Annotated in this window: 23 protein-coding genes and 1 pseudogene; 11 read left to right on the forward strand and 13 right to left on the reverse strand. The window is 72.6% G+C overall.

The features are described from left to right. The first annotated feature begins 273 nt into the window (after positions 1-273). Complete coding sequence (locus AC3CHW_RS08935; RefSeq protein ID WP_187086552.1) at positions 274-1,080, forward strand: S1 family peptidase; 807 nt, start codon at positions 274-276, stop codon at positions 1,078-1,080. A gap of 333 nt (positions 1,081-1,413) precedes the next feature. Here the strand turns inward: AC3CHW_RS08935 and AC3CHW_RS08940 are convergent, their stop codons facing one another. Further along, entirely contained in the window at positions 1,414-2,439 is a 1,026-nt protein-coding gene (locus AC3CHW_RS08940; protein WP_176164209.1) for an ATP-dependent 6-phosphofructokinase, read from the reverse strand. A gap of 396 nt (positions 2,440-2,835) precedes the next feature. On the opposite strand from AC3CHW_RS08940, the gene pta reads away from it, so the two are divergent. The 3 genes from pta to pyk are packed head-to-tail and all read left to right on the forward strand — an operon-like array spanning position 2,836 to position 7,596. After that, positions 2,836-4,947, forward strand: coding sequence for a phosphate acetyltransferase (gene pta, locus AC3CHW_RS08945; RefSeq protein WP_176164208.1), 2,112 nt, complete (start codon positions 2,836-2,838; stop codon positions 4,945-4,947). After that, positions 4,944-6,125, forward strand: coding sequence for an acetate kinase (locus tag AC3CHW_RS08950; protein WP_459248101.1), 1,182 nt, complete (start codon positions 4,944-4,946; stop codon positions 6,123-6,125). The genes pta and AC3CHW_RS08950 overlap by 4 nt, the downstream gene beginning before the upstream one ends. A 49-nt stretch (positions 6,126-6,174) precedes the next feature. Beyond that, positions 6,175-7,596 carry a pyruvate kinase gene (gene pyk, locus AC3CHW_RS08955; RefSeq protein ID WP_459248100.1) on the forward strand — a complete coding sequence of 474 codons (1,422 nt, stop codon included), beginning with the start codon at positions 6,175-6,177 and terminating at the stop codon, positions 7,594-7,596. A gap of 165 nt (positions 7,597-7,761) precedes the next feature. On the opposite strand, the gene AC3CHW_RS08960 is transcribed toward pyk, so the two are convergent. From AC3CHW_RS08960 to AC3CHW_RS08975, 4 genes are all read right to left on the reverse strand, one after another. Further along, on the reverse strand, positions 7,762-9,255 hold the full coding sequence (locus AC3CHW_RS08960; RefSeq protein ID WP_488470099.1) for a hypothetical protein: 1,494 nt from the start codon (positions 9,253-9,255) through the stop codon (positions 7,762-7,764). A 91-nt stretch (positions 9,256-9,346) separates the two neighbouring features. Further along, positions 9,347-9,880 (reverse strand): DUF6114 domain-containing protein, encoded by a 534-nt coding sequence (locus tag AC3CHW_RS08965; protein WP_176166427.1) that lies wholly within the window; start codon positions 9,878-9,880, stop codon positions 9,347-9,349. Between the two features lie 128 nt (positions 9,881-10,008). Continuing rightward, positions 10,009-10,629, reverse strand: coding sequence for a DUF6230 family protein (locus tag AC3CHW_RS08970; protein WP_187062418.1), 621 nt, complete (start codon positions 10,627-10,629; stop codon positions 10,009-10,011). Positions 10,630-11,221: 592 nt separating this feature from the next. Beyond that, positions 11,222-12,187 (reverse strand): tetratricopeptide repeat protein, encoded by a 966-nt coding sequence (locus AC3CHW_RS08975; RefSeq protein ID WP_488470100.1) that lies wholly within the window; start codon positions 12,185-12,187, stop codon positions 11,222-11,224. A 318-nt stretch (positions 12,188-12,505) separates the two neighbouring features. Here AC3CHW_RS08975 and AC3CHW_RS08980 point away from each other — a divergent pair, with 318 nt between their 5' ends. The 3 genes from AC3CHW_RS08980 to AC3CHW_RS08990 all read left to right on the forward strand — a co-directional run bounded on the left by AC3CHW_RS08980 (position 12,506) and on the right by AC3CHW_RS08990 (position 16,007). Further along, positions 12,506-13,237, forward strand: coding sequence for a TetR/AcrR family transcriptional regulator (locus AC3CHW_RS08980; protein WP_488470101.1), 732 nt, complete (start codon positions 12,506-12,508; stop codon positions 13,235-13,237). Between the two features lie 58 nt (positions 13,238-13,295). Beyond that, the gene (locus AC3CHW_RS08985) at positions 13,296-14,621 is read left to right on the forward strand and encodes an alpha/beta hydrolase (protein ID WP_488470102.1); all 1,326 of its coding nucleotides are present in this window, start codon (positions 13,296-13,298) and stop codon (positions 14,619-14,621) included. Between the two features lie 117 nt (positions 14,622-14,738). Next, positions 14,739-16,007: an alpha/beta fold hydrolase gene (locus AC3CHW_RS08990; protein WP_488470103.1), complete on the forward strand. Its 1,269-nt coding sequence runs from the start codon at positions 14,739-14,741 to the stop codon at positions 16,005-16,007. Between the two features lie 96 nt (positions 16,008-16,103). Here AC3CHW_RS08990 and icmA read toward each other — a convergent pair whose 3' ends face one another. The 6 genes and pseudogenes from icmA to AC3CHW_RS09020 form a co-directional block, all read right to left on the reverse strand. Beyond that, positions 16,104-17,804: a coenzyme B12-dependent isobutyryl-CoA mutase large subunit gene (icmA, locus tag AC3CHW_RS08995; protein WP_176164199.1), complete on the reverse strand. Its 1,701-nt coding sequence runs from the start codon at positions 17,802-17,804 to the stop codon at positions 16,104-16,106. A 234-nt stretch (positions 17,805-18,038) separates the two neighbouring features. Further along, complete coding sequence (locus AC3CHW_RS09000) at positions 18,039-18,371, reverse strand: DUF3817 domain-containing protein (protein WP_176164198.1); 333 nt, start codon at positions 18,369-18,371, stop codon at positions 18,039-18,041. A 214-nt stretch (positions 18,372-18,585) separates the two neighbouring features. Then, positions 18,586-19,092 (reverse strand): annotated as a pseudogene (locus AC3CHW_RS09005) (MarR family winged helix-turn-helix transcriptional regulator); the annotation flags it as partial. Positions 19,093-19,231: 139 nt separating this feature from the next. Next, the gene (locus AC3CHW_RS09010; RefSeq protein WP_488470104.1) at positions 19,232-20,488 is read right to left on the reverse strand and encodes an alpha/beta hydrolase family protein; all 1,257 of its coding nucleotides are present in this window, start codon (positions 20,486-20,488) and stop codon (positions 19,232-19,234) included. A 90-nt stretch (positions 20,489-20,578) separates the two neighbouring features. Next, entirely contained in the window at positions 20,579-20,875 is a 297-nt protein-coding gene (locus AC3CHW_RS09015) for an MTH1187 family thiamine-binding protein (RefSeq protein WP_488470105.1), read from the reverse strand. Continuing rightward, a complete protein-coding gene (locus tag AC3CHW_RS09020; protein ID WP_176164194.1) occupies positions 20,872-21,216 on the reverse strand; it encodes a DUF3817 domain-containing protein in 345 nt (114 codons plus the stop codon). The genes AC3CHW_RS09015 and AC3CHW_RS09020 overlap by 4 nt, the downstream gene beginning before the upstream one ends. A 186-nt stretch (positions 21,217-21,402) precedes the next feature. On the opposite strand from AC3CHW_RS09020, the gene AC3CHW_RS09025 reads away from it, so the two are divergent. From AC3CHW_RS09025 to AC3CHW_RS09040, 4 genes are all read left to right on the forward strand, one after another. Continuing rightward, a complete protein-coding gene (locus tag AC3CHW_RS09025) occupies positions 21,403-22,041 on the forward strand; it encodes an AIM24 family protein (RefSeq protein WP_398608871.1) in 639 nt (212 codons plus the stop codon). After that, positions 22,041-22,691, forward strand: a complete 651-nt coding sequence (locus AC3CHW_RS09030; RefSeq protein WP_488470106.1) for an AIM24 family protein — start codon at positions 22,041-22,043, stop codon at positions 22,689-22,691. The genes AC3CHW_RS09025 and AC3CHW_RS09030 overlap by 1 nt, the downstream gene beginning before the upstream one ends. Further along, positions 22,688-23,386: an AIM24 family protein gene (locus AC3CHW_RS09035; RefSeq protein ID WP_381162606.1), complete on the forward strand. Its 699-nt coding sequence runs from the start codon at positions 22,688-22,690 to the stop codon at positions 23,384-23,386. The genes AC3CHW_RS09030 and AC3CHW_RS09035 overlap by 4 nt, the downstream gene beginning before the upstream one ends. 90 nt (positions 23,387-23,476) lie before the next feature. Further along, positions 23,477-23,953 carry a MarR family winged helix-turn-helix transcriptional regulator gene (locus AC3CHW_RS09040; protein WP_176164191.1) on the forward strand — a complete coding sequence of 159 codons (477 nt, stop codon included), beginning with the start codon at positions 23,477-23,479 and terminating at the stop codon, positions 23,951-23,953. Positions 23,954-24,002: 49 nt separating this feature from the next. Here AC3CHW_RS09040 and AC3CHW_RS09045 read toward each other — a convergent pair whose 3' ends face one another. Continuing rightward, positions 24,003-24,857, reverse strand: coding sequence for a nucleotidyltransferase domain-containing protein (locus tag AC3CHW_RS09045; RefSeq protein WP_488470107.1), 855 nt, complete (start codon positions 24,855-24,857; stop codon positions 24,003-24,005). Between the two features lie 197 nt (positions 24,858-25,054). After that, entirely contained in the window at positions 25,055-25,552 is a 498-nt protein-coding gene (locus tag AC3CHW_RS09050) for a sensor histidine kinase (RefSeq protein WP_488471010.1), read from the reverse strand. Positions 25,553-25,562: the final 10 nt, after the last annotated feature.

Below are 25,562 nucleotides of genomic sequence, written 5' to 3' on the forward strand. Positions count from 1 at the left end.
GCGAGCCGCGCCCCGCCCCTCCCCAGCCCCAACGCCCTGACGCACCCCACCCGTTGGGCGCTACGGGACGACGCCGGCCACGGGTGCGGCGGGGCGGGCCCATAGGCAGGCCGTATGCAACGTTGGGATTGTTACGGAAGTGGCTTGGTGTCCCACAGTGAGTGGCGGCCGGGCTTGGCCCCGGCCTGGGAGGGCCGGCTCGCGCGTCTGGGCCGGTCGGAACGGACTCCTCCTCCCAGCGCTCCCCCCACCGTCTTTGGAGGACAGCACGCCATGAGACTCCGCACCCTGCTGCGCGCCGCGCTCGCCCCCGCGCTGATCGCCGCAGCCGTCCTGTCCGCGCAGAGCGCCAACGCCGCGGACGCCACGCCAGAACCCACCGCGCCCAGCACGAGGATCGTCGGCGGCGGCCCGGCCAGCGAGGCGTACTCGTTCATGGGCTCCATGCAGGTCAACGGCCGGCACGGCTGCGGCGCCTCGCTCATCAAGAGCGGGTGGATGGTCACCGCCGCGCACTGCGTGGCCGGCCAGCAACCGGGCAGCTTCCGGATACGCATCGGCTCGTCGGACCACCTCAGCGGCGGCACGGTCGCCTCGGTCTCGCAGATCATCCGCCACCCCCGGTACGGGCAGGTCGGCCCGTACGACATCGCGCTGCTGCGGCTGAGCCAGCCGGTGGCCAACCAGCCGATCAGCATCGCCAGCACCTCGCCCGTCGAGGGCACCGCCACCCGCCTGCTCGGCTGGGGTCAGACGTGCGGCTCACCCGGCTGCGGGCCCGCGCCGCGCGGTCTGAAGGAGCTCAACACGCGCATCAACCCGGACCGCATGTGCACCACCAACTTCAACAGCTCCGTCGAACTGTGCGTCTACGGCAGCCGGTCCGGCACCGCCTGTTACGGCGACTCCGGCGGCCCGGCCCTGGTGAAGGAGGGTGGCGCCTGGCGGCTGGCCGGCGCGACCAGCCGGGCGGGCGTGAACAACCAGATCTGTGGCACCGGTGACGCCACCGTCTACACCGACGTGACCGCCCACCAGCAGTGGATCGCCCAGCAGACGGGCGGCCTCCGCACCAGCTAGGCACCGCTCCGCTCCCAGACGGCCCCCGCAGCCGAGCCGCGTCCCCGCTGGCCGGCGCGGGGGCCGGCCCGCCCCGCGCGGCCCGCGCCGGCAGGGCCAGCCGGGCCGGCGCCAGCCCGGGGCGGATGACGGGTTCCGGTAGCCAGTCGGGGATGCCGGGCCCGGGCGGGCCGGGCGGTCGCGGCGGGGTCGCGCCCGCTCGGCCGGTACGGGCGGCGGCCGAAGCCGCGCGTTCGGTGGGAATCCGCGCGAGCCGGCCGCCGCCCCTCGCCGCCGCCACCGCGACCGGTCAGCCGGTCCGGCGGTGGGTGGGGCCGGGGGCCGAGCCGGTGGTCAGAAGACCGACTCCGCCTCGTCCATCCGGTCCGCCGGCACCCGCTTCAGCTCGGTGACCGCCTCGGCCAGCGGCACCAGCGTCACCTCCGTGCCGCGCAGCGCCGTCATCATGCCGAAGTCGCCGCGGTGCGCCGCCTCCACCGCGTGCCAGCCGAAGCGGGTGGCCAGGACGCGGTCGTACGCGGTGGGCGTACCGCCGCGCTGCACGTGGCCGAGGATGACCGGGCGGGCCTCCTTGCCGAGGCGGTTCTCCAGCTCGGCCGCCAGCCGGTTGCCGATGCCCGCGAAGCGCTCGTGGCCGTACTGGTCGATCTCGCCCTTCTGGTAGTCCATCGAGCCCGCGGCGGGGTGCGCGCCCTCGGCGACGCAGATCACGGCGAACTTCTTGCCCCGCGCGAACCGCTCCTCGACCATCTTCACCAGGTCGGCGACGTCGAACGGGCGCTCCGGCAGGCAGATGCCGTGCGCGCCGCCGGCCATGCCGGACTCCAGGGCGATCCAGCCCGCGTGCCGGCCCATGACCTCCACGACCATGACCCGCTGGTGCGACTCGGCGGTGGTCTTCAGCCGGTCGATCGCCTCGGTGGCCACGCCGACGGCCGTGTCGAAGCCGAAGGTGCGGTCGGTGGCCGAGATGTCGTTGTCGATGGTCTTCGGCACGCCGACGACGGGCATGCCCGCGTCCGCGAGCATCCGGGCCGCGGTCAGCGTGCCCTCGCCGCCGATCGGGATGAGCGCGTCGATGCCGTACGAGCGGGCCAGCTCCTCGCAGTTCTCGGCGGCTTCGCGCAGCCGGGCGCGCTCCAGGCGGGCCGAGCCGAGGATGGTCCCGCCGCGGGCGAGGATGCCGCTGACGGCGTCGAGGTCGAGCGGCCTGAACCGGCCGTCGAGGAGTCCCTTGAAGCCGTCCTCGAAGCCGATGACCTCGTCGTCGTGTCCGGCGACGGCGCGGTGCACGACCGACCGGATCACGGCGTTGAGACCGGGGCAGTCGCCCCCGGCGGTGAGCACTCCGATGCGCATCCTGGTCTTTCTCCTGCTCCTGGGGTTCCCCGTGGGCCGAGGCCGAGGGAGGTACATATGAGCTCGTCCGATTGTTTCACGGGCCCGAAGCTCCCGCGCACCCCACGGGTCATGCGCTATACCCACGGGCCCGGGTAGTGTCAAGAGGCAGTGGCCGGCCCGTGCGGGTGATTCGGGTGCTTCTTTGTTCTATGCGAACGGGGAGCACGACGCCCGTTTCGGGGCAGGCGATCGACGGTGGTGCCGGGCCCCGGCCAGGGTCGCAGCCGGGACCTGGTCGCGGCACCCTGGACGGCGGGGAGCGGCCGACCCCGCGCGGTGTGGGCCACACCGCGGACCAGCCGAGTAGCACCGGCCGAGCAAGAGCCGACGCAGCCGAAGGATCGGAGAGCACGCGTGACGCGCAGCGTGTATGTGACCGGGATCGACCGCGGCGACGGCCGCCAGGTCGTGGAGCTGGGAGTGATGGAGCTCCTGACCCGCCACGTGGACCGGGTGGGCGTCTTCCGACCCCTGATGCACGACGGGCCCGACCGGCTCTACGAGCTGCTGCGCGCCCGCTACCGGCTCACCCAGCCGTCGGAGTCGGTGTACGGCATCGGCTACGACGAGGCCGCGACCCTGCAGGCCGAGCGGGGCACCGACGAACTGGTCGCCGAGCTGGTCACCCGCTTCCACGCGGTGGCCAGGGACTACGAGTACGTGCTCGTGCTCGGCAGCGACTACGCGGCCACCAGCCTCCCGGACGAACTGCACCTGAACGCGCGGCTGGCCAACGAGTTCGGCGCCGCCGTCATCACCGTGGTCGGCGGGCAGGACCAGAGCGCCGAGTCGGTGCGCTCCGAGGCCCGCAACGCCTACCGCGCCTACCAGGCGCACGGTTGCGACGTGGTGGCCCTGGTGGTCAACCGGACCGACCCGGCCGACCGGGCGGAGATCGCCGGACCGCTGGCCGAGCAGTTGCCCGTGCCCTGCTACGCGCTGCCCGAGGACGGCTCGCTCTCGGCGCCCACCGTGCGCCAGGTGGTGCACGCGCTCGGCGCCGAGGTGCTGCTCGGCGACGACTCGGGGCTCGCCCGCGACGTGCGCGACTTCGTCTTCGGCGGCGCCATGCTGCCCACCTTCCTGCCCGCGCTGACCGAAGGGGCCCTGGTGGTCACGCCGGGCGACCGCGCGGACCTGATCATCGGCGCGCTGGCCGCGCACACCGCGGGCTCCCCGCCCATCGCGGGCGTGTTGCTGACGCTGGACGCCCGCCCGGGGCCCGACATCCTGGCCCTCGCCTCGCGCCTCGCCCCCGGCACGCCGGTCATCTCCGTACCCGGCGGCAGCTTCCCGACGGCGGCCGAACTCTTCGCCCTGGAGGGCAAGCTGAGCGCGACCGTCCCGCGCAAGGCGGAGACCGCGCTCGGCCTGTTCGAGCGGCACGTGGACACCGCCGAGCTGACCGACCGGATCTCGGTGGCCCGCTCCAGCCGGGTCACGCCGATGATGTTCGAGCACGAACTCCTTGAGCGCTCGCGCTCCCGGCGGCGCCGCGTCGTGCTGCCCGAGGGCACCGAGGAGCGCGTGCTGCGCGCCGCCGACGTGCTGCTGCGCCGCGACGTGTGCGACCTGACGCTGCTCGGCGACGAGGACGCGGTCCGCAAGCGCGCCACCGACCTGGGCATCGACCTGAGCGGCGCGCAGATCACCGACCCGCACACCTCGCCGCTGCGCGAGCGGTTCGCGGAGCTGTACGCGAAGCTGCGGGCGCACAAGGGCGTCTCGTACGAGCTGGCGTACGACATCGTGGCCGACGTGTCCTACTTCGGCACGCTGATGGTGCAGGAGGGCCTGGCCGACGGCATGGTCTCGGGCGCGGTGCACTCGACGGCGGCCACCATCCGGCCCGCCTTCGAGGTGATCAAGACGGCGCCCGGGGCGCAGATCGTCTCGTCCGTGTTCTTCATGTGCCTGGCCGACCGGGTGCTGGTCTACGGCGACTGCGCGGTCAACCCCGACCCGAACGCCGAACAGCTCGCGGACATCGCCATCCAGTCGGCGGCCACCGCCGCCAAGTTCGGCGTCGCGCCCAAGATCGCCATGTTGTCGTACTCCACCGGCACCTCCGGCTCGGGCGCGGACGTGGACAAGGTCCGCAGGGCCACCGAGCTGGTCCGCGAGCGGCGGCCCGACCTGCCGGTGGAGGGGCCGATCCAGTACGACGCGGCCGTGGACGCCGCCGTGGCCGCCACCAAGCTGCCCGATTCCCAGGTCGCCGGGCAGGCCACCGTGCTGATCTTCCCCGACCTGAACACGGGCAACAACACCTACAAGGCCGTCCAGCGCTCGGCCGGCGCCGTCGCCGTCGGCCCGGTCCTGCAGGGGCTGCGCAAGCCGGTCAACGACCTGTCGCGCGGCGCCCTCGTGCAGGACATCGTCAACACCGTCGCCATCACCGCCATCCAGGCCCAGGCCCGACCCGGCGCCCCGGCGGCGCCCGCAGAGAAAGCACCCAACGCGTGAACCACTCCCCCGACCAGACCCGAGTGCTGGTCCTCAACTCCGGCTCCTCCTCGGTCAAGTACCAGCTCCTCGACATGACCGACGGCGGCCGGCTGGCCGCGGGCATCGTGGAACGCGTCGGCGAGGGCGAGGTGCCCGACCACACGGCCGCGCTCGACCGGGTCTCCGGCGAACTGTCCGCCCAGGGGCTCGGCCTGGACTCGCCCGCGCTGGCCGCCGTGGGGCACCGGGTGGTGCACGGCGGCACCCGCTTCACCGAGCCGACGCTGATCACCGACGACGTGCTCGCCGAGATCGAGAAGCTGGTCCCGCTGGCCCCGCTGCACAACCCGGCCAACGTGACCGGCATCAAGGTGGCCCGCACCCTGCGCCCCGACCTGCCGCAGGTCGCCGTCTTCGACACCGCCTTCCACGCCACGATGCCGGAGTACGCGGCCCGGTACGCGATCGACGTGGACACCGCCGACCGGTACGGGGTGCGCCGCTACGGCTTCCACGGCACCTCGCACGCCTACGTCTCGCGGGCCGTGGCCGACCTGCTCGGCAAGGACGTCGCCGACCTCAACACGATCGTGCTGCACCTGGGCAACGGGGCCAGCGCCTCGGCGGTGGCCGGCGGCGTGTGCGTGGAGACCTCGATGGGGCTCACGCCACTGGAGGGGCTGGTCATGGGCACCCGGTCGGGCGACCTGGACCCCGCGGCCATCTTCCACCTGGCGCGGGTCGGCGGCATGTCCGTGGACGAGATCGACGCCCTGCTCAACAAGCACAGCGGCCTGATCGGGCTGTGCGGCGACAACGACATGCGCGAGATCGGCCGCCGGATGGGCGAGGGCGACGCGGACGCGCAGCTCGCCTTCGACGTCTACGTCCACCGGCTGCGCAAGTATGTGGGCGCGTACACCGCGGTACTCGGCCGGGTGGACGCGCTCGCCTTCACCGCCGGCGTCGGCGAGAACTCGGCCGCCGTCCGCGAGGCGACGCTGCGCGGGCTCGGCGGGCTCGGCATCGAGGTGGACACGGTCCGCAACGCGCTGCGCGGCAGCGGCGGGCGGCTGATCTCGACCGAGCGCAGCGCGGTGGCCGTCGCCGTGGTACCGACCGACGAGGAACTGGAGATCGCCACGCAGACGTACCGGCTGGTGAGCGCGGAGCGCTCCGGCACGTCAGAGCGGTAGACCAGCCCGATAAATTCCGCCCCGAAACAAAACGGATAGGATCTGCCTCATGCGCCGTTCCAAAATCGTCTGCACCCTGGGTCCCGCCGTCGACTCCTACGACCAGCTCAAGTCGCTGATCGAGTCCGGGATGAACGTGGCCCGCTTCAACATGAGCCACGGGTCCCACTCGGAGCACGAGGAGCGGTACCACCGGCTCCGCAAAGCGTCCGAGGAGACCGGCCGCGCGGTGGGCGTCCTCGCCGACCTCCAGGGCCCCAAGATCCGCCTGGAGACCTTCGCCGACGGGCCGGTGGAGCTGGTGCGCGGTGACGAGTTCACCATCACCACCGAGGACGTCGCGGGCGACCGGACCATCTGCGGCACCACGTACAAGGGCCTGCCCGGGGACGTCTCCAAGGGCGAGTCGATCCTCATCAACGACGGCAACGTCGCCCTCCAGGTGGTCGAGGTGGACGGGCCGCGGGTGCGCTCCATCGTCATCGAGGGCGGCGTGATCTCCGACCACAAGGGCATCAACCTGCCCGGCGTGGCCGTCAACGTGCCCGCGCTGTCCGAGAAGGACGTCGACGACCTGAAGTTCGCGCTGGAGCTGGGCTGCGACATGGTCGCGCTGTCCTTCGTGCGGGACGCGGCCGACGTGCGCGACGTGCACCGGGTGATGGACGAGGTCGGCCGGCGCGTGCCGGTGATCGCCAAGGTGGAGAAGCCGCAGGCGGTGGCCAACATGGAGGAGGTCGTCGCGGCCTTCGACGCGGTCATGGTGGCCCGCGGCGACCTGGCGGTGGAGTACCCGCTGGAGCAGGTCCCGATGGTGCAGAAGCGGCTCATCGAGATGTGCCGCCGCAACGCCAAGCCGGTGATCGTGGCGACCCAGATGATGGAGTCGATGATCACCAACTCCCGGCCGACCCGCGCCGAGGCGTCCGACGTCGCCAACGCGATCCTGGACGGCGCGGACGCGGTGATGCTCTCGGCCGAGTCCTCGGTCGGCGCGTACCCGCTGGAGACGGTCAAGACGATGTCGCGCATCGTCACCGCCGCCGAGGAGGAGTTGCTCTCGCGCGGCCTGCAGCCGCTGGTGCCGGGCAAGAAGCCGCGCACGCAGGGTGGTTCGGTGGCCCGCGCCGCCGCCGAGATCGCCGACTTCCTCGGCGCCAAGTCGCTGGTGGCCTTCACCAAGTCCGGTGACACGGCCCGCCGGCTCTCCCGCTACCGGGCCCAGCAGCCGATCCTGGCCTTCACCACCGACACCCTGACCCGCAACGTGCTGACGCTGAGCTGGGGCGTGGAGACGTTCGTGGTCCCGCACGTGGCCAACACCGACGCCATGGTGGACCTCGTCGACGCGGAGCTGCTCAAGCTGGGCCGCTACAACGAGGGCGACACCATGATCATCACGGCCGGCTCCCCGCCCGGCGTGCCCGGCACCACCAACATGGTGCGCGTCCACCACCTGGGCTCCTCCTGACCCACACGCGACGACCGTGGGCCGCGCCGCCACTGTGGTGGCGACGCGGCCCACGGCCTTGTGCGGCTCCCGGTGGTCCGGGGGCGGCCCCGTCGTGGGACCGCCGGGCGAGCGGCGGCGCGGACCCGGCGGGCGTCCCACCCGTCGGCCCCGGCCGAGCGCCGGTCAGCCCTCCGTCTGGTACAGGTGCATGCCGGGCACGGTGAGCGTCCCACCGAGCTGGCCCGCCTGGGTCACCCGCACATCGGTGAAGAACAGTTCGGGAAGGGTCAACGGCGGTGGCGCGTCGGGGCTGAAGGTGACCGGGATGAGGCCGAGCAGCTTGCCCTTCAGCTCCTCCGTGTACATCGTCACGGTGCCGTCGCGCATCGTCGAGTTGCTGCCTTTACGCGCGTCAACGTGCGTCTTCGTGCCGCCGGGGCCGACCACGGTCTGCCGCAGGTCGCGGATGTCGATGGAGCTGGCGGTGAACTTCAGGACCGCCTTCTCCCGGCCGCTGTACGTCTTCACCTTGACGATGCCGTCGTACTTGAGGCCGTGCAGGGCGAGCAGGCTGCTCTCCAGGATCCACGGATCCTCGGGCAGCAGCGGGACGCCCTCCTCCAACGTGGCGTTGCGCAGCGCCTCCTCGTCCTTGACGGGGCACGGGTAGGGCTGCGGGTCGTCGGCCGACGGCAGGGTCGGCTTCGCGGTCGGGTCGGCGTCGTCCTCGGCCCCCTCGGCCCCCTTGGCCCCCTTGGACTCTTCTCCCTTGTCCGCGTCCTCGGTGGCCCCCTCGGCCTCCTCGGTCGCGTTCGCCCGCTTCCGCTCGGCCTTCTCGGCGGCCTCCCGCTGCGCCTTCTCGATCCGCTCCCTGAGCTCCGCGGCCTTCTTCTCGGTCGCGGCGTCGTCGGCGTCGCCCGCGCCGTCACCTGACGGAGCGTCACTCTTGCCCGCCGGTACGTCCGTTGCGGCCCCGTCGGTGTCGCCCTTGTCCGCGTCCTTGTTCGCGTCCTTGTTCGCGTCCGTGTCCGTGCCCGTGTCCGCGCCCGGTCGGGGCGCGTCGTCGGTGGGCGCCGGGGTGGCCGGCTCGTCGCCCTTGTCGCCGTCGAGCAGGTCCTTGATCTTGTCGCCCAGGCCCAGCGGGTCGAGCGGGTTCCTCGGCTCGGTCTGGGACGGGCTCGGGGTGGTGCTGGGCTGCTTGGCCGCGTCCTCGGGGGCCGTGGTGTCCCCGGCCTCATCGGACCCGGACTTCGGGTCGTCCGTCGTGGAGGACGGCTTCGGGGGCGCCTGGGTGGCCTGGTCGCTCTCGGGTCGCGCGTCGGAGGTGGCGCCCGGCGCGGGCTCGCGGTCGTCGGCCGCCTCCCCGCCCGGCGAGGTCGAACTCCCGGGCGTGGTCGGCTCGTTGTCCCCACCGTTCGGCTTGTCGTCCTGCTTCTCGTCCCGCTGGTCCCGCTGCTTGGCGTCCTGCCGCGGGTCCCGCTTGTCCTTGCCGTCCCGCTCGTCCTCGCCGTCCTGCTGGTCCGACTGGGTCACGCAGGGGCCGGGCTTGAAGCGGTCCTTGGCCTGGGTCTCGGCCTGGGCGAGCTGCGGCGTGAGCCCCATGCCCATCAGCACGGCCGTCGGCATCGCGGCCAAGGCGATGGCCTTGCCCGCGGGCATCTGCAGCCGGTTCAGCATCGATTTCCTCGGGGCGGCGTGCCGCGGCCCCGTTCTGGCCCGGCGGCGAGTCTCGCCCTCCCGGCGGGTCTCGCCTTCCGGCGGCCCCTGTTCACCCCGCACGGTGCCTCCCATTCCTGGATTCCTGGTCCGTCGCGGTCCCGGCGTCCGCCGCCTCCCGGGCGTCGTCCACGCCCTCGTCCGGCTCGGGCCCAACGGCCTGCGCGTCCTTCGTCGATTTCGCGGCGAGCACCTCGCCGGGCGCCCACGAGACGCCCAGTGCGCCGCCGAACAGCGCCAGCAGGAAGCCCAGCAGGAAGCCGCCGAAGTTGGAGATCACCAGGGAGACCAGGCCGAGGAGGATCGCGGCGACCCCCGCGAAGACCCGCGTGGCGGACTGGAACCACATGGTCAGGCCGAGGACCACCAGCAGGACGCCGATGATCAGCGAACCGGAACCGGCGGTGGTGGACATCCGGATGGTCAACTGACCCATGGTGAGGTTGGCGTACGGGAAGTACGCGATGGGCAGTCCGCCGAGCAGCGTCAGCAGCCCCGCCCAGAACGGGCGCTGCCAGCGCCACACACGGAACGTCGTCCGCCACTGGCGGACCCGGTCACGCGCCCCGGGCGACTCGGCGCCCATCGAAACCCCCGGCGACTCGGCACTCATCGAAAACAGCTCCCTGGGGCTGGCGATCGCATCGTCGATCGCGGATGTTCACTGCGTGGGCACGGGGGTGAGGGGCCATGCCCCCCACCCGCCTCAGTGCCTCAGTAGCACTCGTGCTTGCCCTTTTTCACGTTCATGGACAGGCCCGAGAGCTTGAAGGTGCCCGCGCTGGTCGCCCAGGCGGTCTGCTTGACATCCTTCAACTGCGCCCTGTCGGCCTCCTGGGCGAACGAACCGGGGTCCGCCTGGTCGCCCTTCTTGATCCCAGGGCCGTACTTCGTGTCGCCCGCCGCCACGCCGATGTTGATGTCGGTGAACGTGGCATCGGCGTTCAACTGGTCGAGGTCGATGTACAGGTTCTTCGCCTCGACCGGCTTGCCCGCCTTCGTACCAGCCGACAGCTTCAGCGACACGTCGCCGAAGAGCGGGACCGGAACGACGACGGACTGGCACAGGTTCTTGATCGTGGCGCTGTCGAAGGCCGACACCGCGACGGGGACCTTCTTGCCCCCGTGCTGTGCGTCGATCGCGCCGTACTGGACGAACCCCTTGCCGTCGAGTTCGCCAGCGGTGACCTTGAACTGCTGGCCGGAGACGCTGAACGATGCCGCCAGCGCCCCCTGTGAGAGGGCCACACCGATGGCGGCCGTCGCAGCGACGCTGGGCACCATGACGACGGCGAACCGCTTCCATCTGGTCCCGCCACGAGCCAGGGACTCCATGACTTTCCTCCTTCTCGGACGTACATCTCCAGATCCGAGCCCTCCGCCGTGATCACGGCGACCCTGATCTGAGATGGGAGAAGTGCTACGTCCTCGGGAAGGAGAGCGCCCGCGCCGGGCAGGGTGCACCCGGATCACCGGCGATCACCCCCGAGCGACAACCACTGCCGCGCTGGGCGCGCGGCCTTGCCGGACAGGCCCTGCCACGTGGGCAGAGACCCCCCTGTCCTCAGACCGGCTCGACTGCCGCCGGCCCGCTCGGTGGGGACCCACGAACCCTCATCCCCGGCTGGCTGCCGCGGCGTTGGAATGGACCGAGCTTGGCCGATCGTGGTCCATCCACGGCTTCGACACAAGGGGTTCATTACTTGCGAGTAACGCCCGGATAACCGAAGCGGCGCTGGCCGATATCGGCCGCACACACAGGGTCGCCGGGCGGGCGCCGGAAAGTAACGGATAAGCCGTTAAAAACCAGACATATAGTCGACGTTCTCTTACTACGAGTAACAGCGGCCGCGATTACCAAGTTTTGGTAAAGCGCGACCGCTGCTTCGTTTGGATCAGTGTGTGTCGACGGTGTGAAAGAACGGCGTCAGAACAGTACGCGAGCGAGCGCGCCACGCGCGGTGACGACCCGCGGGTCGTCGGCGCCGATCACCTCGAAAAGCTCAAGCAACCGCAGTCGGGCACGCTCCCGGTCGTCACCCACCGTCCGCCTGACGAGGTCCACCAGCCGCCCGAAGGCGTCCTCCACGTGCCCGCCGACCAGGTCGAGGTCGGCCGCCGCGAGTTGCGCGTCCACGTCGGCCGGGCGGTCCGCCGCGTCCTTGCGCACCTGCTGCGCGTCCAGGCCCTGCACCCGCCCCAGCAACTGGGCCTGCGCGAGGCCCAGCCTGGCCTCCGCGTTGCCCGGGTCGTCGGCCAGCACGTTCTGGTACGCGCGCTCGGCGCCGCCCAAGTCGCCCGCGTCCAGGGCCTGGTGTGCGGCCGTGAGCGCCGCGTCGTGCGGGCCGGGGGGCTGCTCGGCGGCCTCGGGGGCGTCCGCGATCGCGTCCGGGTCCACCGGCGCGCCGACGATGCCGAACTGCTGCTCGGCGGCCTGGATGAGCTGGTCGAGCACCTGCCGGATCTGCGCCTCGGGGGCCGCGCCCTGGAACAGCGGCACCGGCTGACCGGCGACGACGGCGAAAACGGCCGGAATGCTCTGCACGCCGAACTGCTGGAACAGCGCCTGGTTGGCCTCGACGTCGATCTTCGCGAGGACGAACCGGCCCGCGTACTCCTGCGTGAGCCGCTCCAGGATCGGGCTGAGCTGCTTGCACGGCCCGCACCAGTCGGCCCAGAAGTCGATGACGACGGGGACCTCGGTGGAGCGTTGGAGGATCTCCTGCTGGAAGCCCGCCTCGTCGACATCGATCACCAGTCGTACGGAGCCGGGGGCCGCGCCCCCCTGGGCCGACCGCTGGGCCCGTGCCTGCTCCGCCTTCTGCTTGGCCTCCCCGGCCGCCTTCACAGCGGCGAGGTCGACTACTCCCATGGGCAAATTCCGTGGCTGCATGAGTACATCCTCCCCCCTCCGCGCGGCGATCGGAAAACACTTCGCGTCATGCGCGCACCGGGCCCCCGTCGACGCTCCGCCGGCGTGCGGAGCGAGGGAGCGGACCCAGCGATGAGGCCCCGAGGGACCCCGGGTGCGAGCACCGGGTCCCCACCCGGGCGCCGCACGCAGTGTTTGGCGTGGCTGCCACTCTTTCGCTACGAGTCGTAGCGTAACTGTCAGCCCCCAGCCGCCGACAAGGCGCTCGAACGATACGGTTCGTGATCTCGCTCACGACGCTCCACTCCACACTGGTTACCCGGGGGTAAGGTCGCCCGCATGCCGTGTCCCACGCACCGCCGCCGCACCGGCCGTACCGGTCGGCCTCGCAGCACGGAGGCCAACCGGGCGATCCTCGACGCGACCCGCGCCGCGCTGGTCGAGCTGGGCTGGGGGAAGCTCACGATGAGCGACGTCGCGGCCCGCGCCAAGGTCGCGAAGACCACCCTCTACCGCCGCTGGGCGGGCAAGAGCGAGCTGGTTGTGGACGCGGTGGCGGACCTGTTCGACGAACACCTGGAGCTGCCCGACCGGGGCAGCCTGCACGCCGACGTCGAGGGCGTGGTCCTCCAGTTCGCCGCGCTCCTGGAGCGCCCGGAGACCAAGACGGCCCTGATGGCCGTGGTCGCCGAGTCCACCAGGGACGAGGCGCTGCGCGACCGCATCCGGTCGGCCATCGTGGAGCGGCAGAAGCGGCTGGTCCTGCTCGGCCGCGAGCGCGCCCAGGCCAGGGGCGAACTCCCCTACGACGCCGACCCGTCGGTGGCCGCCAGCCAGGCCGACCTGATCTTCGACCTGATCGCCGGCACGGTCGTGCACCGGGCGCTGGTCAGCGCCGAACCGGTGGACGCCGAGTGGGCCGCCACCTTCAGCACCCTGGTGGTCAGCGGCGTCCAGGCCACCCTCGGCGCCACCGCCGTCGCGAACGGCGCCCCCACCGCGAACCCCTCGCCGCCCGCGCCCGCCGCGACGGACCCGCCCCGCGACCCGGCCGCGGCACCGCCCGGCTGACCGCCGAACGGCCGGATGACGCGTATGCCGCGGCGGCGGGACGGGGCACGCTCCCGGCATGACCCGACACCGTCCCGTACCGCCCCCGGCCGCCGCACCGGGGCACAGACCCCGCCGCGGCGCGACCACGGTCGCCGCCGCCCTGCTCGTCGCCGCCTGCGCCGCGCCCGCGCTGGCCAGCCCTCCCCCACCGCGCCCCGCTCCCCCGGCCCCGACAGCGACCCCGCTCGCGGCCAGCCAGGCCACCACCGACGCGGGCGTGAGCACCCACGTCCAGCACGGCCGTGGCGCCCTGCGCTCGGTCACCCCGCTGTCGCGCCTGTCCCGGGACGAGGTCGCCCGCGCCGTCGCCGAGCACGGCGTGGACGCCTCCTCCGTACGCCACGCCATCGCCACCTACCGGTTCGCGTACGCGACCATCACCCCCACCGGCGAGCCCACCACCGCGTCCGCCCTGCTCACCCTCCCCGACGGCGGCGGCCACGCGCTGTCCACCGTGGCCGAGTTGCACGGCACCGTCTCGCACCGCGACGAGGCGCCCTCCGTCGGCGACAACGTCACCCGGCTCGGCGCCTACCTGTACGCGGCCAGCGGCCGGGCCACCGTGGCCCCCGACTACCTGGGCCTGGGCACCAGCCCCGGCACCCACCCGTACATGGACACCGCCTCCTCCGTCTCCGCCTCGCTGGACGCGCTGCGCGCCGCCCGCACCGCCACCGCCCGCCTCGGCCGCGCGCTCACCGGCGAGGTGCACGTCACCGGCTTCTCGCAGGGCGGGCAGGTCGCCATGGGCCTCGGCCGCGCCCTCGCCCACGGCGCCGACCGGCACCTGCGGCTGCGCACGCTGACGCCCGTCAGCGGCCCCTACGACATCGCGGGGCAGGAGCTGCCCGCGATCTTCGACGGCCGCGTCGCCGACGGCTCGGCCGTCTACTACCTCGCGTACTTCCTGACCGCCCAGAACCGGCTGCACCACCTCTACGACGACCCGCGCGAGGTCTTCCGCCAGCCGTACGCGGACCGGATGGAGACGCTGTTCGACGGCGAGCACAGCGACGAGGACGTCGCGCGCGACCTGCCGGCCACCGTCGACGCCCTGCTCACCGAGGAGTGGGCCGCGCGGCTCCAGCACCCCACCGGCGCGCTCGCCGAGGTCATCGCGCGCGTCGACGGCGTCTGCGAGTGGCGGCCCCGGGTGCCCGTACGGCTGCACACCGCCGCCGGCGACCGCGACGTGCCGACCGGCAACACCGCCTCCTGCGCGAGCGAGCTGCGTCGGCGCGGCGCCCACCCGGAGGTCGTCCAGCACGGCGACGTGGACCACCTGCGCAGCTACCTCGGCGCGCTCTCCGACAACGCCCGCTGGCTCGCCCGGCAGGGGTAACGCCCCGGCGCGCACGTCCGGCTGGGGCACACACCACCACCCGTCGGTGGGAAACCCCCAACCGACACGGGGGTTAGCCCGATGGTGACGCGGCGCTCGGTGGTCAACGATCTGATCATGACCTTACGCAGCAGCCGCACCTCCCGCCCCGCCCTCGGGCTGACCGCCGTCGCCGCCACCGTGCTCGCCGCCGTGTGCGCGGCCCCGGCGCTGGCCGCCCCGCCGTCGGCGACCGCCGACCGGCCCGACACGACCCGCGCCGGGCAGGCGCACGGCGACCGGGCGCGCGGCACCCTGCTGTCGGTGACCCCGCTCCAGCAGGTGTCCCGGGAGGAGATCGCCCGGGTCGTCGAGGCCAACGGCACCGACGCGTCCACGGTGCGCCACGGCGTCTCGACGTACCGCCTCACCTACGCGACCATCACCCCGACCGGCGAGCCCACCACCGCGTCCGCGCTGTTCGCCCTCCCCGACGGCGGCGGCAAACGGCTGTCCACGGTGGCCGAGCACCACGGCACCATGGCCTACCGGGGCGGCGCCCCGTCCACCGGCGACGACTTCTCCACGCTGGCCGCGTGGCTGTACAGCGCGGGCGGACGGGCCACCGTCGCCCCCGACTACCTGGGGCTTGGCACCGGGCCCGGCACCCACCCGTACGTGGACACGGCCTCCTCCGTCTCGGCCTCCGTCGACGCGCTGCGGGCCGCGCGCCAGGCCGCCGCCCAGCACGGCCGCACGCTCACCCGCGACGTCCACGTGACCGGCTTCTCGCAGGGCGGCCAGGTCGCCATGGCGGTGGGCCGCGAGCTGAGCCGGGGCGTCGACCGACACCTGCGGGTGCGCTCGCTGGCCCCGGTGGCCGGCCCGTACGACATCGCGGGGCAGGAGCTGCCCGCGATCTTCGACGGCCGCATCGACGACAGCTCGGCCGTCTACTACCTCTCGTACTTCCTCACCGCCCAGAACCGGCTGCACCACCTCTACGACGACCCGCGCGAGGTCTACCGCGAGCCCTACGCCTCCACCGTGGAGGCGCTGTTCGACAACGACCACACGGAGGAGGAGATCGCCAGGGGGCTGGCGCCGAACATCAGGGCGCTGCTCACCGACGAGTGGACCGAGCGGCTCAAGCACCCGACCGGCAAGCTCGCCGAGGTCATCGAGCGCAACGACGGCGTCTGCGACTGGGCCCCCACCGCGCCGGTGCGGCTGCACACCTCCACCGGGGACCGTGACGTGCCCATCGGCAACACCACCTCCTGCGTCAGGTCGCTGGCCGAGCACGGGGTGCGGGCGAAGGTGACCCACCACGGCGACCGCGACCACGGCGACACCTACCTGCGGGCGATCGGGCAGAACGCGAACTGGTACGCGCGCCTGGGCTGAGCCGCCGGGGCGCCGGCCCGGGACACGCCGGAGGCGGCCCGCGCACCCCGTCGGGTGTGCGGACCGCCTCCGGTCCCGCTGTCGGTGGGCCGCCGGTCAGAAGCCGACGGGCTCCGTCCAGCCGCCCCACTCCTCGCGGAGCACGCCGCAGATCTCGCCCAGGGTGGCCTCGGCGCGGACGGCGGCGAGCATCGGCTCGATCATGTTGGAGCCGTCCCGCGCGGCGGCGAGCATCGCGTCGAGCGAGGCGCTGACCACGGCCTCGTCACGCTCGGCCTTGCGCCCGCCGAGCACCCGCACCTGCTCGCGCTCGACCTCGTGGCTGACCCGCAGGATCTCCAGGTCGCCGGTGACCGAGCCGTGGTGGCAGTTGACGCCGACGACGCGCTTCTCGCCCTTCTCCAGGGACTGCTGGTACTGGAAGGCGGACTCGGCGATCTCGCCGGTGAACCAGCCGTCCTCGATGCCGCGCAGGATGCCGGAGGTGATCGGCCCGATCGGGTGCTGCCCGTCGGGCACCGCGCGCCGGCCCCGCTCCTTGATCTGCTCGAAGATCTTCTCGGCGTCGGCCTCGATCCGGTCGGTCAGCGCCTCGACGTACCAGGAGCCGCCCAGCGGGTCGGCCACGTTGGCGACGCCGGTCTCCTCCATCAGCACCTGCTGGGTGCGCAGCGCGATCTCGGCGGCCTGCTCGCTGGGCAGCGCCAGGGTCTCGTCCAGCGCGTTGGTGTGCAGCGAGTTGGTGCCACCGAGCACGGCGGACAGGGCCTCGACGGCCGTGCGCACCACGTTGTTGTACGGCTGCTGCGCGGTCAGCGAGACGCCGGCGGTCTGGGTGTGGAAGCGCAGCCACTGCGCCTTCTCGGAGGTGGCGCCGTACACGTCGCGCATCCAGCGCGCCCAGATGCGGCGGGCCGCCCGGAACTTGGCGATCTCCTCGAAGAAGTCCAGGTGCGCGTCGAAGAAGAAGGACAGCCCCGGCGCGAAGGTGTTGACGTCCAGGCCGCGCGAGAGCCCCAGCTCCACGTACCCGAAGCCGTCGGCCAGCGTGTAGGCCAGCTCCTGCGCGGCCGTGGCCCCGGCCTCACGGATGTGGTAGCCGGAGACGGAGAGCGGCTTGTACGCCGGGATGTGCTGGGCGCAGTGCTCCATCAGGTCGCCGATGAGCCGCAGGTGCGGCTCCGGCTGGAACAGCCACTCCTTCTGGGCGATGTACTCCTTGAAGATGTCGGTCTGCAGGGTGCCGTTGAGCACGCGCGGATCGACACCCTGGCGCTCGGCGGCGACCAGGTACATGCAGAACACGGGCACGGCGGGCCCGCTGATCGTCATCGAGGTGGTCACGTCGCCGAGCGGGATGTCCTTGAACAGGATCTCCATGTCGGCGGCCGAGTCGATGGCCACGCCACAGTGCCCGACCTCGCCGAGCGAGCGCTCGTCGTCGGAGTCGCGGCCCATCAGGGTCGGCATGTCGAAGGCGACGGAGAGGCCGCCACCGCCCGCGTCCAGGATCATCTTGTAGCGCTCGTTGGTCTGCTCGGCGTTGCCGAAGCCGGCGAACTGGCGGATGGTCCAGGTCCGGCCCCGGTAGCCGGTGGGGTGCAGGCCACGGGTGAAGGGGAACTCACCGGGCCAGCCGATGCGTTCGAAACCCTCGACGGTGTCGCCTGGCGCCGGGCCGTACACCGGCTCGACGGGGTCTCCGGAGAGCGTGGTGAAGTCGGCGTCGCGCTTGCGTGCCGCGTCGAACCGGGCCTGCCAGCGACGGCGGCCCTCCTCAATGCCTTCGGCGTCCATGCCACAAATTTACTTGGACGTCCTAGTAATTGTCGATGGCGAACTGCGTCACGCCGCCGTTCGGCGCCCCACAGCGGGCGCCGAGGAGGGCATCGGCCCAGGTGGCGGCGGTTTCACAGGCGGGTGGACGGTTTTCCCGAGGGTCAGCCAGTGAGACGGCGACCGGGACGGCGGGGAGAAGCGGCGAGCGCTGCGGCCGGGCGCGCCGGCGCCCGCCACCGCCGGCGCCGGGCCTCACGCCTGGGCGGGCTCCGCCTCCGGGGCCTCGATCAGCGGCTCGACGTCCTGGGCGACCTTGCGCTCGACGAAGAACGCGGCCGTCGGGATCGTGCCGGACACCAGCACCCACAGCAGCCGGCCAAACGGCCACCTGGCCTTCTGCCCCAGGTCGAAGGCGAAGATCAGGTAGATGATGAACAGCACGCCGTGGATCTGCGAGATGACCAGGGTCGCGTCGGCGCCCTTGTCGAAGCCGTACTTGAAGATCATGGAGGTGCAGAGCACCAGCAGCATCACGGCGGTGATGTAGGCCATCACCCGGTAGCGGGTCAACACGCTTCGCTTCATGAGATCGAGCGTAACCGCCCGTACCGGACGGATCTTGGCCGGGCCGGGTCGGGGGCGCGGCGGTTCAGCGCGGCGTGCGAGCGGTGCCGTGGTGGGCGGTGTCGGGTGCGGTCGCGAGGGCAGCGTCGGGGCCGGTCGCGGGGGCGGCATCGGGGGCGGTCGCGGGGGCGGTGTCGGCCTCGTGGGTGGTGTCGGTCGCGGGGGGCCCGGCGGCCTCGGCGGCGAAGTCGCCGGACGCCACGCGCAGCGGCCGCAGCAGGGCGAAGATCTCCGCGCACTGCCGCGCGTCGTAGGCCCCGAGCCCGAACTCCATGTCCATCAGGTCCTTGGTGGCCGCCTCCACCACCTCGCGCCCCTTGTCGGTGATCGAGGCCAGGGTCCCCCGACCGTCGTTCGGGTTCGGGCGCTTGGCCACCAGGCCCGACTTCACCAGCCGGTCCACCGTGTTGGTGACCGAGGTCGGGTGGACCATCAGCCGCTCGCCGATCTTCGACATGGGCAGCTCACCGGCCTGGCTGAAGGTGAGCAGCACCAGCGCCTCGTAGCGCGCGAAGGTCAGGCCGTACGGCTTGACCACCGCGTCGACCTGGCCCAGCAGGATCTGCTGGGCGCGCATGATCGAGGTGATGGCGGCCATCGACGGCGTGGAGCCCCAGCGCTCCTGCCAGAGTTCGTCGGCCCGGGCGATGGGATCGAAGGCGAGACTGAGCGGTTTTGCCACGCCACCGACCCTACCGGCCGGTCATATGGCGGTCAGCCCCGTCTCAGACTTCGGGCGCCGCACCCCGCCCCGTCGGCCGGCGGGGCGGAGCGCCGCGCGTGGACCGGGCCGTGGCGGGGCGGGGCCCCGCCGGGCGGCGTCAGCCCTTGCGCTCGAAGACCACCTCCGGGTGGGCCGGGCTCTGTCCGTCGAGCAGCGGCTGCGGCACGCCGCGCAGGTGCTGCTCGAAGAAGGCGCCCACGTAGGCCCGGGTGATCTGCTGGGAGCGGGTCCCGGACAGCGGGGCCATCGGGTCCTGGTAGCCGAACTGCTGGGCCAGGACGGGCCAGTCGGTGAAGCTGAGGTGGCCGGCGTCGGTGACGGTCAGCCAGCGCTTCCAGCCGTCCAGGCGCTTCCAGCCGTCCTCCCAGGTGGTGTCCTCCGGGTTCGGCGGCGTCAGCTTCGGGTCGCTGCCGACCAGCATGAACGGCCGCCCGTCCAGGCCCTTGTCGGGAATCGGCGTGAAGAGGGTGCCGTCCAGGTTGACCCCGGCCCGCACCCGCGGGTCGGTGGCCATCGCCGCCGCGGTGCCCGCGCCGCCGATGGAGTGGCCGGCCATGCCGATGCGTCGGTCGTCGATCAGATCGGCGTGCCGCCAACTGGCCTTCGGCCCGGACAGCTCGTCCAGCAGGAAGGAGACGTCCTTGGCCCGGCCGTCGGAGACCAGGTGCACCTCCTCGGGCGGGTTCACCAGGTCACAGGAGACACAGTCGAGCAGCCGCCCGCCGGGGAAGCTGGAGCCGCCCGACTCGTACGCGTGGTCCACGGTGGCCACCACGTAACCACGGCTGGCCAGCTCCTCGGCCAGCACGGTGAGCGAGGAGCGCTGCATGGTGTACCCGGGCGAGAGCACCACCAGCGGATAGGGGCCGCCGGCGCGCAGCGGGCGGGCGTCCTCGCGGCCGTTGGTGCGGGTGGAGCTGAGTTCGCGGGGCGTGACGAGCTTGCCGATGTCCGGCTGGGCGTCGAGCACGGCCTTGGCCTCGGCATAGGTCCCGTAGCCGGCCCGGCTGCCGGTGCCGGGCTTGGCCGGGTAGTAGACCGAGGTCATCAGCTCGCGGTCGGCGGTCGGGACCCAGGGGTCCTTGCGGTGCTCGTCCACGAGGTGGAGGGTGTCGCGGCCGACGGCGTACCTGCCCGTGGGCCGCGGGAGCGCGAGGCGGACGCCCTTCTTCTGGTGCTTGGCGTCGCCGGTGGCGTGGGCTCCGGGCGCGACCTCGGCGAACGGGGCGGCCCGGTCGACGGCCGGCGCGCCGGAGGTCCGCTGGTCGGCCGAGGCCGTGCCGGTCAGGGTGGCCGGCACGGCGATGGCCATGGTCACGATCGCGGTCGCCAGACCGCGGGTGATCTTCTTCATGACCGTGACACTAGGTCAGGTAGGGGCGCCCTTACGTCATACCAGGGTCCGACGTTCCCGTACGACCTGAGGCCAGGCCGGGCCGTGTCGTCAGCCCTGGGTCAGGTGTCGCTCGACGGTCTCCACCTTGGAGGTGAGCCCGTCCACGACGCCGGGCCGGAGGTCGGCCTTGAGTACCAGGCTGACGCGCGGGGCGCGGGCCTCGACCGCCGCGACGGCCCGTCGGACGACGTCCATGACCTCGTCCCACTCCCCCTCGACGGAGGTGAACATCGCGTCGGTGTGGTTCGGCAGACCGGATTCGCGCACCACCCGCACGGCGTCGGCGACGTACTCACCGACGTCCGCGCCGACGCCGAGCGGGGTGACGGAGAAGGCGACGATCACGCGTTCACGATCCCTTCCTTGCGCGCCCGGGCCGCGATGACCCCGGCCTCGGCCTCGCGCTTGAGCTTGCGCTCGGCGAAGAAGCCGCCGGTGGGCAGCACGGAGAGCACGAAGTACAGGGCGGCGGTGCCCACCGGCCACTTGGTCCGGTTCCAGGCGTCGGCCCAGAAGATCACGTACAGCACGAACAGGATGCCGTGCACCGCGCCCATCACCGGCACCGCGTTGAAGTCGGTGGTGCGCTTGAGGACCGAGCACACGAGCAGGAGCAGGAAGGAGATGGCCTCCGGCGCGGAGACCAGGCGGAGCCGGCGCAGGGCGGAGGCGGTCTTGATGTCCACGGGGGCACCTTCAGTCACGAGGGCGGGACGGGCACCCCTTGTGCCCGCCTTCACAAGCCCTGCCATTGTGACAGTTACCCGGACGATCACTGCCCCGGGGTCCGGGCCGCACCGCGCCCACCAGCGGGCGACCGGCGGCCCGGTGGGACCTGTGCGGTGCCGGTCGCGAGCGATAGCGTCCCCTGTGTGGCTCACTTTCGGCTCCACGGGAGCAAGGTCCTCGCCGTCGACCTGACCGGTGACACCGTCAAGGCCAAGAAGGGCTCGATGGTGGCGTACGACGGCGAGATGACCTTCAAGAAGAAGACCGGCGGCGGGGAGGGTCTGCGGGGGATGGTCACCCGGCGGCTCACCGGCGAACAGATGGAGGTCATGGAGGTCAAGGGACACGGCACCTGCTACTTCGCCGACCGGGCCAGCGAGATCAACCTGGTCACGCTGCACGGCGAGAAGCTGTACGTCGAGGCGAGCAACCTGCTGTGCGCGGACGGCGCCCTGCGTACCGGCACCACGTTCACCGGGCTGCGCGGCGCCTCCCAGGGCAACGGCCTGTTCACCACGACCGTCGAGGGCAGCGGGCAGGCCGCGCTCGTCTCGGCCGGCGAGGCGGTCGTGCTGCGCGTGACGCCGGAGTACCCGCTGCGGGTGGACCCGGGCGCCTACGTCGCGCACACCGGCCGCCTCCAGCAGCACTTCCAGTCGGGCGTCAACTTCCGGACGTTGATAGGCGAGGGTTCCGGGGAGGCGTTCCAGATCCGCTTCGAGGGCGAGGGCCTGGTGTACGTACAGCCCAGCGAGCGCGACACGGTCGGCGGTGAGGTCTGATGCCGTTCACGATGGTCAACTCGCGGATCGTGGAGGCCGCGATCACGCCCGGGCAGACGATGTTCAGCCAGCGCGGGGCGATGCTCGCCTACCGGGGCGAGGTCGCGTTCACGCCGAGCATCACCGGCGGCCAGGGCGGCGTGATGTCGATGATCGGGCGCCGGGTGGCGAACGAGGCAACGCCGCTGATGACGGTGGAGGGCAACGGCACGGTGCTGTTCGGGCACGGCGGCCATTACGTGCAGGTGGTCGACCTGAGCGGGGACACGCTGTACGTGGAGGCGGACCGGCTGCTCGCCTTCGACGGCACGCTGCGCCAGGGCACGATGTTCATGGGCTCGCAGGGCGGCGTGATGGGCATGGTGCGCGGCCAGGTCTCCGGGCAGGGCCTGTTCACCACGACCCTGGAGGGGCACGGTTCGGTGGCGGTGATGGCGCACGGTGGCGTCATCGAGCTGCCGATCATCCCGGGCCGCGAGGTCCACGTGGACCCGCAGGCGTACGTCGCCCACCGCGGCAAGGTCCGCAACAAGCTCACCACCGCGATCGGCTGGCGCGAGCTGGTCGGCCGCGGTTCGGGCGAGGGGTTCCAGCTCGCCCTGTCAGGCACCGGCACGGTGTACGTCCAGGCGTCCGAGGAGAAGCTTTGACCAGCCCTGTCGTCTTCGACGCGCACTCGCTGCCGGCCAGCGACAACGTCAACGCGTACGCCTTCAGCGTGGCGCTCGACGGCCAGTGGTTCCTCCAGCGGGGCAAGATGATCGCGTACTACGGCGACATCGACTTCCACGGCGTGGGCCTCGGCCGGCTCGACCGGCTCATCGCCCGCAGCTTCCACTCCCCCCTGCACGCCGCCGACTGGGTGGTGGCCGAGGGGCGCGGGAAGATGGTCCTCGCGGACCGGGCCTTCGACGTCAACTCGTACGACCTCGACGACGGAAACCTGACGATCCGCTCCGGCAACCTGCTCGCCTTCCAGCCGTCCCTGTCGCTGAAGCAGTCGATCGTGCCCGGTTTCCTGACGCTGATCGGCACCGGCACGTTCGTCGCGGCGTCCAACGGGCCCGTGGTCTTCATGGAGCCGCCGCTGCGCGTCGACCCGCAGGCCCTGGTGGGCTGGGCCGACTGTCCCTCGCCCTGTCACCACTACGACCACCAGTACCTGCGGGGCTTCCTCGGTGGCGTGCGGGCGCATACCGGATTCGGCGGAACCTCCGGCGAGGAGCACCAGTTTGAGTTCGTGGGAGCGGGCACCGTGCTCCTGCAGTCAACGGAGCAACTCATGGCCGAGATCGCCACCGGCGCCTCCCCCGACCAGGCGGGGGTACCGGTTCGTGATCGGTAGCCTGCGGAGTGTAACGTCGAACGCGTGACCTCAAGCAGCCGCATACATCCATTGGTTCAGAATTCAACTTCTTTAGGTAGAATCAATCACATGGAGACCGAGACCGGCACCAACTGGCTCAACGACGAGGAACAGCGCGCCTGGCGCGCCCACCTGGACGTCAGCCGTCTGCTCATGCACCAGCTCGAACGGGACCTGCAACCGTTCGGCCTGACGAACAACGACTACGAGATCCTGGTGAACCTCTCGGAGTCCGAGGACCACCGGATGCGGATGAGCGACCTCGCCGCCGCGACCCTCCAGTCCAAGAGCCGCCTCTCCCACCAGATCACCAGGATGGAGAACGCGGGCCTGGTCCGCCGCGAGAACTGCGAGTCGGACCGGCGCGGGCTGTACGCGGTCCTCACCGACCGCGGCTGGGAGACGATGCGCGAGGTCGCCCCGCACCACGTCGCCTCGGTGCGGCAGCACTTCATCGACCTGCTCGGTGCCAGCGGGATCGACGCGCTCTACGGCTCCCTCGCGCCCGTCGCGGAGCACCTGCGCACCCGACGCAAGATCGGCTAGGACTTGCGATCGGTCCCGTCGGGCAGCCACGCGCCCGACGGGACCTCGCTCAACGGGCCGCCTCGAACAGCTCCCGCGCCTGACCGATCGCCCGGCTCAGCGCCGCCGGCTCCGGGCGCACCCCGGCCACCAGCGCGTCGACGGGCCGCAGCCCCGCCCGCTGGAGCAGCCGCTTCTCGTTGGTGATCCACTCGCCCCGGCCGGCGAGCACGGCGTGCGCGGTGTACGCGGCGGCGGTCGCCAGCGCCCCGGCCACCTCGGTGAGCTGTCCCCGCCGGGCGTGCGCGGCGTCGGCGTACGCCAGCGTGTGGGTCGCCCGCTCGCGCCAGACGGGCGGGGCCGCCGCGCGGAGCGCCGCCGGGTAGGCGGGGCGGGGCAGGGTGCCGCGCAGCACCCGGTTGTGGGCGAGTTCGGCGACCACCAGATAGCTGGGGACGCCCGCGAGGTGGAACATCAGCGGCTCCCAGCGGAACCGCCCCTGGCGGGCCTCGGCCACCTCGTGCTCGACGGCGTCCAGGTCCCGGTAGTGGACGTCCACGCGGCGCCCGTCCACGGTGAGCCAGGCGCCACCGTTGAAGACGCCGCCGCCCCAGTCGCCGATCCCCGAGACCTCGCCGGGCCAGCCGACGGCGCGCAGGTCGGCCGGGTCGAAGCCGCCGCGGTAGTACACGGCCAGGTCCCAGTCGCTGTCCGGGGTGTGCGAGCCGTCGGCGCGCGAGCCGCCCAGGGTGACGGCCCGCACGGCCGGCAGGGCCGCGAGCCGGTCGGCGACGTGGTCGAGGAAGGCCCGGTCGGTGGCGTCGAGGCCGGGGGCGTGGTGGTCGGGGGTGCCGTGGTCACGGGCTTCGTGGTCGGGGGTGTGGCTGTCAGGGGCGTCGTGGTCGGGGAGCGGGGCGTCGGTCATGGTCGTCCGATCGTCGAGGGCGCCGACGGGCGCGGAGGCGGGCGGAGGGGCGAGGGCGCGAGGGGGCGCGGAGGGGCGGGCGCTCCTCGCGGCAGCGCGGACACGTCGAGCGGGCGCCGGAGCAGGGCTCGTACGGCGCCGGGGCATCGAGGCGTCTCAACCGTCACTACACGGCGCAGAGGCTACCGGCCCGCCGCTCAGCCCTCGGCCCCGGCCCCCCGCGCGCCCGGTGTCCCGGCCGGGGCCGCGCCGGGCAGCCGCACCTCGAAGCAGGCGCCGCCCGCCGCGGCCTCGCGCACCGTCAGGGTGCCGCCGTGCCGCGCCACCACGTCGCGCGCGATGGCCAGGCCGAGCCCGGCGCCGCCGTCGTCGCGGCTGCGCGCGTCGTCGAGCCGTACGAAGCGCTCGAAGATCCGCTCCCGCTCGGCCTCCGGCACGCCGGCCCCGTCGTCGGCGACGGCCAGCACGGCCCACGCGCCCCGGGCGTCGCGCTCCCTCCGCACCGACACCTCGACCGCGTGCTCCGCGTGCCGCTGGGCGTTGTCCAGCAGGTTGCCCAGGACCCGGGCCAGTTGCCCGCGCGAGCCGCTGACGTCGATGTCGGCCAGCTCGTCGGCGCGTACGGCGACCCCGTCGCCCACCCGCCGCGCCACCTCCGCGCGCACCAGCTCCGCCAGCGCCACCCGGCCGCGCACCGGCCGCTCC

This window comes from Streptomyces sp. MGP-BFMKR1 (assembly GCF_057766585.1).

Coding starts and splice junctions, on each gene's coding strand:
- AC3CHW_RS08935 (WP_187086552.1), top strand. CDS start 274: ATGAGACTCCGCACCCTGCTGCGCGCCGCGCTCGCCCCCGCGCTGATC.
- AC3CHW_RS08940 (WP_176164209.1), bottom strand. CDS start 2,439: ATGCGCATCGGAGTGCTCACCGCCGGGGGCGACTGCCCCGGTCTCAAC.
- pyk (WP_459248100.1), top strand. CDS start 6,175: ATGCGCCGTTCCAAAATCGTCTGCACCCTGGGTCCCGCCGTCGACTCC.
- AC3CHW_RS08960 (WP_488470099.1), bottom strand. CDS start 9,255: ATGCTGAACCGGCTGCAGATGCCCGCGGGCAAGGCCATCGCCTTGGCC.
- AC3CHW_RS08965 (WP_176166427.1), bottom strand. CDS start 9,880: ATGGGCGCCGAGTCGCCCGGGGCGCGTGACCGGGTCCGCCAGTGGCGG.
- AC3CHW_RS08970 (WP_187062418.1), bottom strand. CDS start 10,629: ATGGAGTCCCTGGCTCGTGGCGGGACCAGATGGAAGCGGTTCGCCGTC.
- AC3CHW_RS08975 (WP_488470100.1), bottom strand. CDS start 12,187: ATGCAGCCACGGAATTTGCCCATGGGAGTAGTCGACCTCGCCGCTGTG.
- AC3CHW_RS08980 (WP_488470101.1), top strand. CDS start 12,506: ATGCCGTGTCCCACGCACCGCCGCCGCACCGGCCGTACCGGTCGGCCT.
- AC3CHW_RS08985 (WP_488470102.1), top strand. CDS start 13,296: ATGACCCGACACCGTCCCGTACCGCCCCCGGCCGCCGCACCGGGGCAC.
- AC3CHW_RS08990 (WP_488470103.1), top strand. CDS start 14,739: ATGACCTTACGCAGCAGCCGCACCTCCCGCCCCGCCCTCGGGCTGACC.
- icmA (WP_176164199.1), bottom strand. CDS start 17,804: ATGGACGCCGAAGGCATTGAGGAGGGCCGCCGTCGCTGGCAGGCCCGG.
- AC3CHW_RS09000 (WP_176164198.1), bottom strand. CDS start 18,371: ATGAAGCGAAGCGTGTTGACCCGCTACCGGGTGATGGCCTACATCACC.
- AC3CHW_RS09010 (WP_488470104.1), bottom strand. CDS start 20,488: ATGAAGAAGATCACCCGCGGTCTGGCGACCGCGATCGTGACCATGGCC.
- AC3CHW_RS09030 (WP_488470106.1), top strand. CDS start 22,041: ATGCCGTTCACGATGGTCAACTCGCGGATCGTGGAGGCCGCGATCACG.
- AC3CHW_RS09040 (WP_176164191.1), top strand. CDS start 23,477: ATGGAGACCGAGACCGGCACCAACTGGCTCAACGACGAGGAACAGCGC.
- AC3CHW_RS09045 (WP_488470107.1), bottom strand. CDS start 24,857: ATGACCGACGCCCCGCTCCCCGACCACGACGCCCCTGACAGCCACACC.